This window comes from Bacillus sp. PPSBB_2, from assembly GCF_045291115.1.
GTDB lineage: Bacteria > Bacillota > Bacilli > Bacillales > Bacillaceae_G > Bacillus_A > Bacillus_A cereus.
This window is the reverse complement of record NZ_CP147983.1, coordinates 1,067,800-1,082,878: the sequence shown is the minus strand read 5'-3', so window position 1 is coordinate 1,082,878 and position 15,079 is coordinate 1,067,800. Positions and strand designations below refer to the sequence as shown.

The following is a 15,079-nucleotide window of genomic DNA, read 5'->3' as shown; positions in this document are numbered from 1 at the left end:
GTTAGGTTACACAAGGCAGAAGTTTCTCAGGCTTCTGTCTTTTTTATTTTATGCAAAATTCACACTAAATACTCTATCATCATTGTAACACATTTTATTTATTTTTAGTCAAGAGAAAAAACCACCTAAAGGCTCCCCCTTCAGGTGGTTCTCTATCTTACGCTAACGCAGCTGCCTGTTCTTGTTGTTCTAGACTTTTTCTAGTTCAGCTGTGCCGCTCTCATCATTTATAGCACCAATAAAGACGGATTATGTACCCGCTTCATAACAGGATGAATAAACAAGGAACAACACCTATTACGAATATAAAAAATCCCCTCACTACATAGCACCTATGTTTTCAGCAATACTCTATTACCATCAAACTAAATTTGTATAATTTAAACTACAGAATAGCAAGTTAATTTTCAAATATGTTCTTGCGCATTATCCTAAATTTATTATCCAGTTGCATTATGCTTATAAATAAAAGATATCCTACCGACGCACCGAGCATATTTATAGCAATCCGCCACACATCAAAAACATCAGACAAAGTTAGTAAATGTAATATCTCCCAAACAAGAAAGGTCATAACATACCACTTACGAGCTTTCTTATAGTTAGTCACTTTATTAATCAGCACTGGAACGAAAAATCCGAATGGAACTACTAATATTATATGTTGTAAAACGCTTAACCAATAAGTTGAGTTTCCCCAAGGACCTGGATGTGCAATAAAATCTTTAACTTGCCAAAGTGTTATTCCAAAAAGTTGTAATAACGTTTCTAAATCAGATATATGTAAAAATTGCTGCCAAAATTCAATGGGATGATAGACAGTCCCACCTGTCAAACTGCGAACAGAGTCAAATGTAGAAGTTGAAATAAATGTTCCTAAAAAGACAATAAAACAAATGATTATATAAGGAATACATAAAATTTTTGATAATACCTTTAATGGCCTAGGAACTTCGTATACCGATTTATTAATCTCTACGCCAATAACTTTTGATTCTCCAAAACTTTGAATCGCTTTATAAATCGCTTCTTTTTCATTCATACCTTGTTCCATATATTCTTCTTTCAAACTGTTCAAGTGATCATACATTTCTAGAAATAACTCATCCTGTTCAATATCACTAAGTTCTGAATAGGCTAAAATAGACTTAATATACTCGTCAAATTCACTCATAAATAACTCCTTTCTGACAAGCTTGAATTAATGCTGTTACACTCTCCCAAGAGTTCACTTTCTTCTGCAATTCTTTTTTCCCTTTATCTGTAATAGTATAGAATTTCCTTTTCATCCCATTCTCAGATTCATTCCAATAAGATTCAAGAAACTCCTTTTTCTCTAATCTCTTTAAAGCAGGATACAAAGTTCCCTGCCTCATACTATACAAATCTTCACTTGCATCCTTTAAACTTTGAGCTATTTCATATCCATATGTATCACGTTTTGCAATGATAGAAAGTAATAAAATATCTATACTTCCCTTTAAGATTTCTTTGTCCAACAATACCACCACCTTATATACATCGTATAACAACATATGTCGTTATGCAATATAGTTAGAAGAATATTCCATAAAAAAAACCACCTAAAGGCTCCCCTTCAGGTGGTTTTCTATTTTACGCTAACGCAGCTGCCTGTTCTTGTTGATCTACAGGAATGACAGCGTCTGTTAATGCTTTTTCTAATTCAGCTGTGTATTTCATTTGCTCTTCTTTGCTCCAGCCTAGTTTCGCAGCCATGTAGTTGATTACTGCTTCTTTCCACTCGTATACCCAGTGGATGTTGAAGAATACAGCGCCTCTGCGGCGTACGAAGAAGTCAACTGGTTTTGCTGTCATTTCGTAATCCATTGCGTATACAAGCGGGATTAGAACGTCTAGTGGCATGTTGTATTCTTTCGCTTCGTCTTTATGTTTTTTCGCTAAATCAAATAGTACGTCAACGTTAGAGCCGTAGAATTTCGCGAATTCTTCTGCTTGTGCTGTTGTTAAACCATATTTCGTACCTTCGCCAGCTTTTTTCGCAACGAATGCTGGGAATCCGTGTGAACCATCTACATGTCCACCAGAGATTGGCATATGTTTCGTTGTACTCTTCGGATATGCACTATGGCCTTCTTTTTGTAGTAAGTTCGTTACGTAATCTACTACCATTTCAGCCATTTTGCGGTATCCTGTTAATTTACCACCTGCGATTGTAATTAAACCAGATTCAGAAGTCCAAATTTCATCTTTACGAGAAATTTCAGATGCACTCTTACCTTCTTCATAAATTAACGGACGTACACCAGCCCAGCTTGATTCAATGTCTTTTTCCGTAATTTTTACGCTTGGGAACATATAGTTAATCGCATTAATGATGTATGTGCGATCTTCTGTTGTCATTTGTGGTACAGCTGCATCTTTATCATAGAACGTATCTGTTGTACCTACGTATGTTTTTCCGCCGCGAGGAATCGCGAACACCATACGTTTATCTGGTGTATCGAAGTAAATCGCTTGACCTAATGGGAAACGTTTTTGATCAATTACTAAGTGAACACCTTTTGATAACTGAAGTACTTTTCCTTTTTTCGAGTTATCTTTTTCACGAAGTGTATCTACCCAAGGACCAGCTGCGTTTACAATTTTCTTACCGTAAACTTCGTACACTTCACCGTCTAGTAAATCGATTACACGTACACCGCATACTTTTCCATCTTTATATAAGAAACTGTCTACTTTTGCGTAGTTAACAGCTTTCGCACCGTGCTCAATTGCTTCTTTCATTACTTCAATTGTAAGACGCGCATCGTCTGTACGATATTCTACGTAGTAACCGCCGCCTTTTAATCCTTCTTTTTTTACAAGAGGCTCTTTGTTTAGCGTTTCTTCACGGTTAAACATCTTTCTGCGCTCGCTTCGTTTTACACCTGCTAAGAAGTCGTATACACGAAGACCAATTGATGTACTAAATGATCCGAACGTACCGCCTGTATGGAACGGAAGTAACATCCACTCTGGTGTTGTTACATGGGGACCGTTCTCATATACGATCGCACGCTCTTTACCCACCTCTGCTACCATTTTCACTTCAAGTTGTTTTAAATAACGTAGACCACCGTGTACAAGCTTCGTTGAACGACTTGATGTACCTGCTGCAAAGTCCTGCATTTCAAACACAATTGTTGATAACCCGCGTGTTGCTCCATCTAATGCAATACCAGAACCAGTAATACCTCCACCAATTACGATCACATCTAACTCTTGTTTATTTACTCCGTTTAATACGTCTTTACGTTGTTTACTTGAAAATTTCATGGTAATTCCTCCCTTTGATAACGAAAAAAGAGACCACAAACTCCGCTATAGATTTCGCCTCTATAGCGCGTTGTGGTCTCTCCAAATCTCCTACCGAATTATTAACTTGTCACCATTATAACACTGTTTATGATTATTTGAAAGCTTTTGTTGCTTCAATTGCTTTTTTCCATCCAGCATATAGCTCTTCGCTTGTTTTCGCTTCCATCGTTGGTTCAAAGCGTTTGTCCATATGCCACTGTTCTTTAATTTCATCTTGGTTTTTCCAATATCCAACCGCAAGACCAGCTAAGTATGCTGCACCTAGAGCCGTTGTTTCGTTGATTACTGGACGCTCTACAGGAACATCTAAAATATCACTTTGGAACTTCATTAAGAAGTTATTTTTAACTGCTCCGCCATCAACGCGTAATGTTTTCAGCTCAATACCTGAATCTGCTTCCATTGCGCATAATACATCTTTCGTTTGGTAAGCTAAAGATTCTAGCGTTGCACGAATGAAATGCTCTTTCGTCGTACCGCGCGTTACACCAAACATAGCGCCGCGTACTTCACTATCCCAGTAAGGTGTTCCTAGTCCAACGAATGCTGGTACAACGTATACACCGTCAGTTGATTCAACGCGATTTGCGTACACTTCACTCTCACTTGCATCTTTAAACATGCGCATTCCGTCACGTAACCATTGAATTGCAGAACCTGCTACGAAAATACTTCCTTCTAATGCGTAGTTTACTTTACCATCTATTCCCCATGCAATTGTTGTTAATAGGCCGTGCTCAGAAGCTACTGCTTTTTCACCAGTGTTCATTAACATGAAACAACCAGTTCCGTAAGTATTTTTCGCCATACCTTCACCGAAACAAGCTTGTCCAAATAATGCTGCTTGTTGGTCACCAGCTACACCTGCAATCGGTACATTTTGGCCGAAGAAGTGGTAATCAATTGTTTCTCCATATATTTCAGATGATGGACGCACTTCTGGAAGCATGCTCTTTGGTACTGTTAACATTTCTAGAAGCTCATCATCCCACTGTAAGTCGTGAATGTTAAACATTAACGTACGTGATGCGTTTGAGTAATCTGTTACGTGTGCTTTACCACCAGATAGTTTCCATACAAGCCACGAATCAATTGTTCCGAATAATAGATCGCCGTTTTCTGCTTTTTCTCTTGCACCTTCAACGTTATCTAAAATCCATTTTACTTTCGTACCAGAGAAGTATGCATCAATTAAAAGACCTGTTTTTTCGCGAACCATTTCGCTATAACCTTTTTCTTTTAACTCATCACAAATTTCAGCTGTTTGGCGAGATTGCCATACGATTGCGTTGTAAATTGGTTTACTAGTTGTTTTATCCCATACAACCGTTGTTTCACGTTGGTTCGTAATACCGATACCTGCGATTTGTTCTGGTTTTACATCTGCTTCGCTTAAGCAAGTTGCGATAACTGCTAAAATAGATCCCCAAATTTCTTGTGCATTATGCTCTACCCAGCCCGGCTTTGGAAAATGTTGTGTAAACTCTTTTTGAGCTGAATGAACAATTTCACCTTTTTTATTGAAAAGAATTGCGCGTGAGCTTGTTGTTCCTTGGTCTAATGAAAGAATATATTTTTTCATATCGGTTTCCCCCTTATGCTACTTTTCTACTATTTGTATTGCTTCCGCTTTTTTTACTTGTCATATAAGAGATTGCTAGTACAATCACAGTTGCGATAATCACATAAATAAGTGCTGAATTTTGTTTTCCCTCAAATACAACTTGATGGAATAAACCTGCAAGTGATCCACCTAAAATTGGACCAACTACTGGAATCCATGCATACTTCCAGTTTGAACCGCCTTTTCCTGCAATCGGAAGGAAGAAGTGTGCGATACGCGGACCTAAATCACGAGCCGGGTTAATTGCGTATCCTGTTGTTCCACCTAATGATAAACCAATACTTACGATTAAGAAACCTACGATAAATGGATTTAATCCATCTGCAAATTTATTTGCACCAATTGCTAATATACCAAATACTAAAACGAATGTTCCAATCATTTCACTTAAAAGGTTTGCAAATGTGTTCGGAATTGCTGGACCTGTTGCAAATACACCTAACTTTGTTCCTGGATCTTCTGTTTCTTTCCAGTGTGGTAAGTAATGTAAATATACGATAACTGCCCCGATAATTGCCCCAATCATTTGTGCTACGATATAACCTGGTACGTCACTCCATGGGAACGCTCCCTTAAATGCTAATCCTATCGTTAAAGCTGGATTCAAATGTGCCCCACTAATTGATCCAACCGCATACGCTGCAACCGCTACTGCTAAGCCCCAGCCCATTGTAATAACAATCCAACCTGAATCTTTCGCAAACGATTTCTTTAAACTTACACCAGCACAAACGCCGCCACCAAGTACGATTAACAACGCAGTCCCTATTAACTCTCCTAAAAATGCTGACATAGTATCCCTCCACAATCAATTTAAACGCTTCCAAATGTGATAGAGGTAAAATGAATGGCCATTCGTTTTTGTCAAAAGAAAAAGACCCACAGCTTTGCACGCTTCTATATAAATTTATATAGAAACAATGAAATGTGGATCTCTTCTTTTCTCCGTCACGTTTATTAACTTGTCTATAATGTTAACCGTAAATGAAAGCGGTGTCAACGAAAAAATTCACATTTTCGTCACTTTTTTTGGTAATGTTTCCATAATTCGCGTTTTGATGTCGTAATTGCTGTCGCACCAGCGTTTAAAGCTCTTTCCACATCTTCTACAGTACGAATAAAACCACCTGCTAAAATCGGTACACCAGTACGCTCTTTCACTTCAGCGATAACATCCGTTAATGCTCCAGGAAGTACCTCAATATAATCCGGTTTCGTCTTATCTAAAAGATTGCAGCTCTTCTCCATCGCACTCGAATCGATTAAAAAGATGCGTTGTATTGCCACAACACCTTTTTGCTTCGCCTTCATAATAACGCTCGCCTTTGTTGAAAGTAACCCGTACGGTCTAAACTCCTGACATAAATATTCCGTCGCATGCCCATCACTCTGCAAACCATGAATTAAATCCACATGTAAAAACACCTTTTTACAATATTGCTTCGCAAGCGATATAACACTCTTCAATTGGCCGACATGAATATCTAAAATAACGATATATTCATACGAACTATGTAATAGCTTTTCCAAATCTTTAATTTGCCTCACTGCCGGCAAAATTTTCTGTTCATGAAATTCCATTCTATACGTCCCCTTCTTTATGTCATCCTATCCTTTATAGTACACAATTTAAGTGAAAAGAACAGCTAGTGTTGGGGATTTCTTTCAAATCTTTCTCTTATCTATATATTTTCTTCAACTTATCGGAACCTATACCACCTATAATCATGAATACAAGGGGCAAAAGATTCATTACATATGGCGCATCTGCTACAATTGTAATACTTGCTCCAGCAAACTTATTTAGCATCCATACAACGATTTTTGCAATAAATAAAAATACTCCTATTATAAATAGACTATCCAAAAACACCTTCCATTTTGGATACGCCAATTGCTTACTATCTTCAATTACTTTCTGCGTCAATTCTTCATCACTCCTTAGCAGTTCATCAATTGTAATACCGAACAGATCACTTAAATGAATAATAATTTCAATGCTCGGATAGTTCTTTCCCGTCTCCCATTTCGAAACAGATTGCCTGCTCACATGAAGTTTTTCAGCCAAATCATTTTGCGACCAATTTCTTTTTTCCCTTTCTTCTTTTAAACGCTCACTAAAAATCATACTGTGTTTATCACCTCTCTATGCCCATTATGTTCAAATAAATGATGAAGAGTAAAGCTAGTTATCGTTGCATTTCCTGCGCAACTTATGCGTTACAGCTTATAATGGCGCTATTTTATATGTATCTTCCCTATACTATGCTCCAATAATAATTTCCCGAACAATAATACAAGGGACGGATACTAATAAAGTGAAACTTTAATCAGCCCTCACCAATCGGACTTTTACGGACAGCCCGCCCCCCCACCTAACTTCTTTACTTCAGCTGAATTTTAAGGTGGGGGTCTTACTACCCGGCAAATAGCGGGATAAAGACTAGATTAGGCATAAAAAATACGCCATCCCTTCTTATCAGTCTCCAGAAAGAATAACGCAATTTTTCATTTTTACTCATCACTTTTCGGACTATATGAAAACCCCGGATATTTCACAACAGGCCACTTCTCCTTACGCAGAGAATCCATTACTTGCGGGCCAACATGTATATTACTCTCCACTATTTCTTTAGGAGTCAGTGCCATCCATTGATTTAACGATACATCTTCAAAACGATTGCTTCTGAACATCTCTAAAAACCATAATGTTTCGGTACCTGTATTTTGAATATAATGCCCCGTCGCAAACGGTACATATCCGACATCGCCAGCTCTATAATCAAATGTACGAGCGGTACCATTTCCAAGAAACACAGTCATTCTCGCTTCCCCCGTCAAATAATATTGCCATTCATCATTATTCGGGTGCCAATGAAGTTCTCTCATTCCGCCAGGCTCAACCTCAACGAGCGCTGCTGCGATTGTTTTGGAAATAGGGAAATTTGTGGAATCTACAATTCGAACGCTACCACCAGGCGTCTTAATCGGCTTTTGTTTTAACAATTCATGTTTAAATGTTAAAGGAACTTCTCCTTTCGGTGATTGAACTTCCTGACTTTCAAGGGAACCTGGCACCTCTCCTTGATAAATATAAACTTGATCTGAAGGGATAGAACGAAAAGCACTCTCAGGTACTCCAAAATTAGCCGACAACACCTCTTTTGGCGTATGCGCAAACCAATCAGAAATAGCTAAAGTAGATAAATCAGAAAAATGTCCATCATCGAAAACGAGTAGAAATTCACAATGTTCCAATCCTTGAATGGAATGCGGAATACCAGGCGGAAAATACCAAAGATCACCTGGTCCAACATCAGCAATAAAATTCCGTCCATTTTGATCAACAGCCGTTATGCGTGCCCGTCCTAAAAGCATATACGCCCATTCCGCTTCTTTATGCCAATGTAGTTCTCGTACTCCACCGGCCGTTAAACTCATATTTACTCCTGCAATCGTCGTCGAAACCGGTAGTTCTCGAACAGTAATCTCCCGAGACCACCCGCCTTGTTTCAAAATCATAGAAGTGTCCGAGAATGAAAACTTCAAGTTAGGAACTAACCCTGCATCCGTTATAGGCGGAACAAGCATATTCGGATTTTGAATATCCCGCATAACATTACGAGGTCCAGAATCAATCGCACCTGCTCCGTCGCTGCGGATTGGTTGTGGCACATTCCTTCCTGCTTCATTAACAGTACGTTTCTTCATGATTACACTCCTTTTTCATCCGGTTATGAAGTAAAAAGCCTCCATCATAGTGTATGAATTGGGCTTTGAATGGTTACTTTTACTATAGATTCGGCAATTTTCGCTCTAACAGTCTACTACCCATTACTATTTAAAACCGAAGATGGACAACAACGACTTTCCTTTGTCATACTGATTACACCCTTTTTTAGAGGCCAATATTAACACTCTCTTTTTAAAATTCCATATCAAAATCCCTTATATTATTAACAGCGACAAAAAGGAATACCATTCTATCCAAATAGAACAGCATTCCTTTTTATAAACAGTATTTAAAAATTATTATTTAAGGTATTTCCCCAAATCATCTAAGTTTCTCGTATGATTTAGAATGATTACATACTCAACTTCAACTTCTGTTACTACCATTTCTAGTACTTGATGGACTTCAATATAATCATTTTCATATTCTTTTGCCGAAGATACAATCTCTTCTAAGGTTCTTACAAATGTTTCAGCACTCCAGTCTTTTGTTGACAACGCCACATAGGTTTGAAATTTTTTTGTATTCATGTTAGTTCTCATCTCCCTCAAAAACAATAAAATCATATATTAAATATTTTAAATATAAAATACCCTCAAGCAAATATCAATTTTTTCATTTAATAAGTCTTCAATTTTAAAATGACAGCTAACAAATGAAACATATACTTTTCTCTTATACAAATATTTAACATAATAAAAAAGAAGAGAAATACAATATATTTCTCTTCTTTAAACGTAATCTATTAAAGCAATACCGAATCTTTATCACTATCCTGATTACGTTTCTCGCGCTCTTCTTCTAAGCGCTTCATATACACTTCGCCTTCTTTTTCGATAAACTCATTATCCATATCTTGCTCTTTTTTCGAAGTATATAAAACCATGTAGCCACTTAGTACAATCCCAACAATTACAAGATAAACCCACCATGGTAAAGTTTCCAAATCACTTCATTCCTTTCCTTAGACAAGCCTTATTAGTTTCACTTTATGAGGAAAGAAGTGAATTTATGCTTAAAATTTTTATTGTGGATGCTTCGCGAAAAATGCTTGTACATATTCCATAAACTCAATTGGTTCCTGACGAAACGGTGCGTGGTATCCTTTTTCAATAATATGAAACGTACTATTCGCAAATAGCCCATGATACAGTTCACCATTTTTCCAAGAAACACTTTTATCATGTCGTCCCCATATAATTAAAGTCGGCACCTTAATTTTATCAGCTTCCATCGCAATGCGGCGCTCTCTCATTTTCGTAAGCTGATCATAATGCTCTTTATCATCACGACTATTTTTCACTTCATTTTTATTATACTTCGCAATCTCAGTTACAGTTTGTAAGTCCGTCGATAGCGGTGGTACTTCATAACTTTCTTTTTGCTGGAAAGACTCTATCCCTGTAGAATCCGCCAAGATGAGATGCGTCACTGCATCCGGATATAAATACGCTAAATTAAGGGACATCTCTCCGCCCATTGAATGGCCGAGCACCGCAAACTGATCGTATCCGAGCTTCTTCATTAACTTATAATATAAATTCACTTGCGCAGGAAACGAATACTGAAAATCAACTGGCTTAGAAGAACGCCCAAACCCTAAAATATCAACCGCAATAATCGTATGGTCTCGCACTAGTTCCGGATAAATATCACTAAACCCATCAGAAGAACCACCAAACCCATGCAACATGAGTAACGGGGGTTTTCCCTCACCAATTTGCTTAAAATAAATCGTCTGCCCGTCAATTTGCGCCATACTCTCTTTCGTATTCAGCTTCATCATAACAGTATCTTTCACTTCGCCAACCTTCGCAATCGGCTTCTCAACGAAGTTACAAACAATTAACAAAACGAGCACAATACCGCTAATCATATAAAACTTAAACCTTTTCAAAGTTCCCGTCTCCTTTCTCTTGTTGCTATTTAAAGTTTTTACATTTTTTGGTTATTTTATGTTCTCTTTTTTAATTGTAACTGATTCAGTTACAATAATACTAAAAAAATATAACTCATTTCTATTACTAATGGTTATTCCGTAACTATTATAGTTACATATTTAAAGTAAGTCAATTCTTTTCTCTACATGGCCTAATAACAAAGAAAAGGACCTCGTTGTGAGATCCCTTTCTTTGTTATTATTTAATTTAAAAATGATCAGCGTGTGAGTCTTGTTTGCTAATACCGCCACCGTCACCTTTATTGAAGTTGGCTGGTGCTCCACCATCGCCTCTATTATCTGCTGGTGCTCCGCCTGTGTCACCAATATTAACGTAGTCTGGTCTTGCTGGTGCTCCGCCCGTGTCTCCCTTATTAAAGCTAACATAGTTTAGTCTTGCTGGTGCTCCGCCTGTGTCTCCCTTATTAAGAGCAATAGCATTAAAATCGTGGGAACCTAAAACTGAAAAAGTAAATGCAAATCCAATTAATGCTAATACAATTTTTTTCATTATTTTAACGCCCCTTTTGCCACCTGTTTTTTCCTTGATTCATTACTCATGCGATAATATTTACTAGCCTTTTCATGATTGTTTATATTATAAAATTGATCTGCTAAGCGTTCTGTATATTCCTGAATACAGTCAAACAATTCTTCTCTTTCAAAGTAAGAAACTCCCGCTATAACAGCCTCCTCTAATGCATCAACATTTGTATTCATTACATTTAAAACCATGAATCGGTATTGATATTCTTGATTCTTCAACTGATTACAAATATGTAATCCTTTACTTATTATGACACTCGCTTTTTCAAATTCATTTATTTTTAAATATTCATCAGCTTCCAAGTAAAGTGCTCTAAAATGATTAGGGGCTTTCTTTGTTACTTCGGATAAATGCCGAATTGCTAATTCTGATAAATTCTGATTTGCATATAGCAACCCTAAGTTATTTCTAACCATTAAAATATATTTTTCATGGTCAATTTGTTGAAAAATATTTAGTGAATGATTAAATATCTCCTCCGCTAACTCAAATTGATTTAAATCAACATAGCATAACCCCAATATATTCTCACATAAAGCCAAATTAATCTCATATCCTGGTTGCTTCGTAAAATCTTCTTTTGCCTTTTTCAAGTAATCAATCGCATTGATTTGTTGATAAGAATGATAATAGAAATTCCCCATCCGATAATGAAACTCCGCATGTTCTATCGGATTGGAAATATATTCCAATAACTTCTCAGCTTGCTCATACTGTTCTTTCGCTTCGTTATAATTTGAAATTAATGTGCAATGAAACCCTTTAAAGAAGTGATAATAATAAGCTAAAAAGCCCTCTATTGGAATTTCGAAAGATTCCACTTTATCAAAACTATCTTCTCTAACTGAAATCCAATCAACCAATGCATCATATCTAAAATTCAACAACGCATGATAAAGCAATACCTCCTGATCCACATCCAACCCACTAATCTTACTTTCAATCTCCTCTTTCATTTCTGTGGCCTTCTCTATGTTTTGCTGCAACATTACACGATACCAATCATCTAAAGAATGTTTCATTTGCTCCCGCGTTACTACATCTGCTCCCATACACTCGCATCCCCTTTTCTCCAAAATTACAAAATTAGGATTTTTATACAATTATCAAAATTGTATATTACCACTCCTTTTCTATGTATTGAAAAATAATTATCAGAAAATTAAATATTTCAATTAATTATACCAAAGTTTTCCTTTTTAATAACTTGAGAAACAATTGTCAGAAAAATCACTAGAATAAATAAAAAAGCAAGCAGTTCCAGCACTCCGCTAAAACTACTTGCTCTATTTTTACTCTTTAATAAATTCCTTCGTACTTCTCACTGTATCAATTGGACGAACTAATTTTTCAATTTCTTCACGTTTTGGCTCTAGGAATGGAGGTAAAGATAATTTTTCACCAAGTGTTTCGTATGGCTCATCTCCCATAAATCCTGGGCCGTCTGTTGCAAATTCAAATAAAATTTGTGGTGCAACTCTTGCATATAATGATTCAAAGAAATGACGGTCTACATAACCAGATGAAGGAAGTCCAACGCTACTGATTCTCTCAATCCATTCTTCTAATACAGCGCGATCTTCTACGCGGAATGCAGCATGGTGCACTGTACCAAAACCTTGTTGTGCTTCAGAAAGAACTGTATTATGTTCTACGATGACAGATGCACCGTTTCCACCTTTATTCACTTCAAATAAATAGAATTCTCCTTCTTGCGCAACCTCTTTAAATAATAAAACTTTTTCTAACACTTCTTTGAAGAAACTAAAGTTTGCAATACGGATGAATACAGGGCCTAAACCAGTAATTGCGTATTCTAATGGAACTGGTCCGTTTTGCCATGGTGTACCTGATTCTATACCGTTATCAAGTTCATCTGAGATTAATTGATAGTGTTGGTCATCAAAGTCAACGAAAGAAAGAGTTTTCTTGCCAAATTGCTCTTTAATTCCTGTATGTTCTACTTCAAGACGGTCAAAACGTTTCACCCAATACTCTAATGCTGCATCAGTTGGAACGCGGAATGAAGTTTTTGAAATTTCATTCGTACCGTGTACTCCTTTTGGAATACCTGGGAAGTCAAAGAATGTCATATCTGTTCCTGCACTACCTTTATCATCTGCAAAGAATAAATGATACGTTTGAATGTCATCTTGGTTTACTGTTTTCTTAACTAAACGCATTCCTAAAACGTGAGTGAAGAACTCATAGTTTTTTTCTGCACTACTTGTAATCGCTGTAACGTGGTGAATTCCTTTTAATTGGTTCATTTTATATTCCTCCAATGGGGTTTCATTTATATGTTAAAGTTGTATATTTTCTTCTATTACTTCTCTTCAATCGGTGCTAAATTCGCTTCAATTTCTGCACGCTGATCTTCTAGGAATGGTGGTAAATCAAGTTTTTCTCCTAAATGTTCCACATCTCCATCAACTGTAAATCCTGGGCCATCTGTTGCAATTTCAAATAGGATTCCGTTTGATTCGCGGAAATATAAGCTTTTAAAATAAAAACGGTCGATGATTCCTGAGGACTGGAAGCCTCTTTGTATCACCTGTTCTTCCCAATAAGCAAGCTCTGCATCGTTTTTCACGCGAATTGCTAAATGGTGAATGCTACCTCGGCCCGGTTTTTCAGTAGGACCATCTAAATATTTCACAACGATTTCTCCAAAAGCCTCTCCTTTAATGGACTGGAAAATTGCTTCTTGATCATTTCGGCTAACCTCTGTATAACCGAACATCTCTGTAAGTGTGCTCGCCATTTTATCAAGTCTACGCACTGTCATTTCTACAGAACCCATTCCTTGAATTTGATGCTTTGCAGGAACTTCTGATTTCTCCCAAGTTTCCCAGTGCTCTACTTTTTCTCCGTTTGAAACGAGTAGTACTAAGCGAAGACCTTCAGCATCCTCAAATTGCAAAGCAGGACGATTTGCATATGTTGTCATTTCACTATGTTTCACATCAAATTTTTCAAAGCGTTCTTTCCAGTAATGCAAGCTATCCTCTGAAGGAACAAGTAATCCAATTCGAGTAATCGCATTCGTACCGCGATATGTTCTTCCTACTAATGGAATTTCAAAAAATGATAATTCCGTACCTGGACTTCCTGTTTTATCTCCATAAAATAAGTGGTACATTGACGGATCATCTTGGTTTACTGTCATTTTCACACGACGTAAGCCAAGCACGTTTTTATAAAAGTGATTATTTTCATTTGCATTTTTCGTAACCATTGAAATGTGATGATGCCCTTTAATTTCATACATTGGTTATTCCTCCGTTTCGTTTTACTAGTCAAGTGATGGTTAAAAAATAATATGCTTTTAAGCTTTTCAATTTATTCTCATTATGAGGGTGTTGCAAAACTCATAAATATTCAAAAATGAATGCATAAAGAAATCCGTTTTCCTGGAAGAATGATAGTATCCCAAAACTATCTCCAGAAAGGACGGATTTACTAGTATGATAACCAATTTTGATCAGAATCAATCCATTTTACAAATTTTATTTGCGTATGTAGACAATTTAACCATTGGAGGCGTTCCGCCTATGACAGGCCGTCCACCCACCTGCAGAAAATCGTTACTTAAATGTTTTTTCCTAAAAACCGTATTTCAAATCAGTTCTTTACGCAAATTGACTCGTTTTTTGCATCCATATCCTTCTTTTCGTTCATCTTGTGGTTTATCTTTTGTTCCTCATATTTCTACTTTTTCACGTGTCGGCACTTGGTTTCGTGACGCAGGTATTTCAGCCATTCATGAAAAAGTTCTTCAGGAACTTAATTTAGGACTGATTCCTTGCGTCTTAATTGATAGTACGGCCTTACGGAGTAGTTTATATGATTCACAAGCGAAATGGGGAAAATCAACTCGCTATGGTTGGTATAAAG

General features: G+C 36.9%; 16 protein-coding genes. 1 reads left to right on the top strand and 15 read right to left on the bottom strand.

Translation table 11 applies throughout. The features are described 5' to 3' along the window. Nucleotides 1–400: 400 nt before the first annotated feature. From V6946_RS05310 to V6946_RS05240, 15 genes are all read right to left on the bottom strand, one after another. Nucleotides 401–1,174, bottom strand: a complete 774-nt coding sequence (locus tag V6946_RS05310; protein WP_001288381.1) for a VanZ family protein — start codon at nt 1,172–1,174, stop codon at nt 401–403. Then, entirely contained in the window at nt 1,167–1,499 is a 333-nt protein-coding gene (locus tag V6946_RS05305; RefSeq protein ID WP_366981795.1) for a PadR family transcriptional regulator, read from the bottom strand. The genes V6946_RS05310 and V6946_RS05305 overlap by 8 nt, the downstream gene beginning before the upstream one ends. A 115-nt stretch (nt 1,500–1,614) precedes the next feature. After that, the gene (glpD, locus tag V6946_RS05300) at nt 1,615–3,297 is read right to left on the bottom strand and encodes an aerobic glycerol-3-phosphate dehydrogenase (RefSeq protein ID WP_016122054.1); all 1,683 of its coding nucleotides are present in this window, start codon (nt 3,295–3,297) and stop codon (nt 1,615–1,617) included. A 133-nt stretch (nt 3,298–3,430) separates the two neighbouring features. After that, nucleotides 3,431–4,921 (bottom strand): glycerol kinase GlpK, encoded by a 1,491-nt coding sequence (gene glpK / locus V6946_RS05295; protein ID WP_000760009.1) that lies wholly within the window; start codon nt 4,919–4,921, stop codon nt 3,431–3,433. 13 nt (nt 4,922–4,934) lie between these two features. Beyond that, complete coding sequence (glpF, locus tag V6946_RS05290; RefSeq protein ID WP_001272200.1) at nt 4,935–5,756, bottom strand: glycerol uptake facilitator protein GlpF; 822 nt, start codon at nt 5,754–5,756, stop codon at nt 4,935–4,937. 227 nt (nt 5,757–5,983) lie between these two features. Then, nucleotides 5,984–6,544: a glycerol uptake operon antiterminator GlpP gene (gene glpP / locus V6946_RS05285; protein ID WP_000394285.1), complete on the bottom strand. Its 561-nt coding sequence runs from the start codon at nt 6,542–6,544 to the stop codon at nt 5,984–5,986. Between the two features lie 97 nt (nt 6,545–6,641). Further along, nucleotides 6,642–7,091, bottom strand: coding sequence for a helix-turn-helix domain-containing protein (locus tag V6946_RS05280; RefSeq protein ID WP_000577663.1), 450 nt, complete (start codon nt 7,089–7,091; stop codon nt 6,642–6,644). Between the two features lie 386 nt (nt 7,092–7,477). Next, nucleotides 7,478–8,674 carry an oxalate decarboxylase family bicupin gene (locus tag V6946_RS05275; RefSeq protein WP_000747529.1) on the bottom strand — a complete coding sequence of 399 codons (1,197 nt, stop codon included), beginning with the start codon at nt 8,672–8,674 and terminating at the stop codon, nt 7,478–7,480. Between the two features lie 321 nt (nt 8,675–8,995). Then, on the bottom strand, nt 8,996–9,226 hold the full coding sequence (locus V6946_RS05270) for a hypothetical protein (RefSeq protein ID WP_001093032.1): 231 nt from the start codon (nt 9,224–9,226) through the stop codon (nt 8,996–8,998). 215 nt (nt 9,227–9,441) lie between these two features. Continuing rightward, on the bottom strand, nt 9,442–9,642 hold the full coding sequence (locus tag V6946_RS05265) for a sporulation YhaL family protein (RefSeq protein ID WP_000449223.1): 201 nt from the start codon (nt 9,640–9,642) through the stop codon (nt 9,442–9,444). A gap of 78 nt (nt 9,643–9,720) precedes the next feature. Further along, complete coding sequence (locus tag V6946_RS05260) at nt 9,721–10,593, bottom strand: alpha/beta fold hydrolase (RefSeq protein WP_006924772.1); 873 nt, start codon at nt 10,591–10,593, stop codon at nt 9,721–9,723. A 250-nt stretch (nt 10,594–10,843) separates the two neighbouring features. Beyond that, nucleotides 10,844–11,146: a hypothetical protein gene (locus V6946_RS05255; protein ID WP_006924771.1), complete on the bottom strand. Its 303-nt coding sequence runs from the start codon at nt 11,144–11,146 to the stop codon at nt 10,844–10,846. Next, entirely contained in the window at nt 11,146–12,234 is a 1,089-nt protein-coding gene (locus V6946_RS05250) for a tetratricopeptide repeat protein (RefSeq protein ID WP_006924770.1), read from the bottom strand. Before V6946_RS05250 ends, V6946_RS05255 begins: the two co-directional genes overlap by 1 nt. A 240-nt stretch (nt 12,235–12,474) precedes the next feature. After that, nucleotides 12,475–13,452 (bottom strand): ring-cleaving dioxygenase, encoded by a 978-nt coding sequence (locus V6946_RS05245; protein ID WP_006924769.1) that lies wholly within the window; start codon nt 13,450–13,452, stop codon nt 12,475–12,477. Between the two features lie 56 nt (nt 13,453–13,508). Continuing rightward, the gene (locus tag V6946_RS05240; RefSeq protein WP_006924768.1) at nt 13,509–14,453 is read right to left on the bottom strand and encodes a ring-cleaving dioxygenase; all 945 of its coding nucleotides are present in this window, start codon (nt 14,451–14,453) and stop codon (nt 13,509–13,511) included. Between the two features lie 196 nt (nt 14,454–14,649). Between V6946_RS05240 and V6946_RS05235 the strand changes: the two genes are divergently transcribed. Continuing rightward, nucleotides 14,650–15,079 (top strand): transposase (locus V6946_RS05235; RefSeq protein WP_406622255.1); only part of this gene is annotated, 430 nt, incomplete at its 3' end.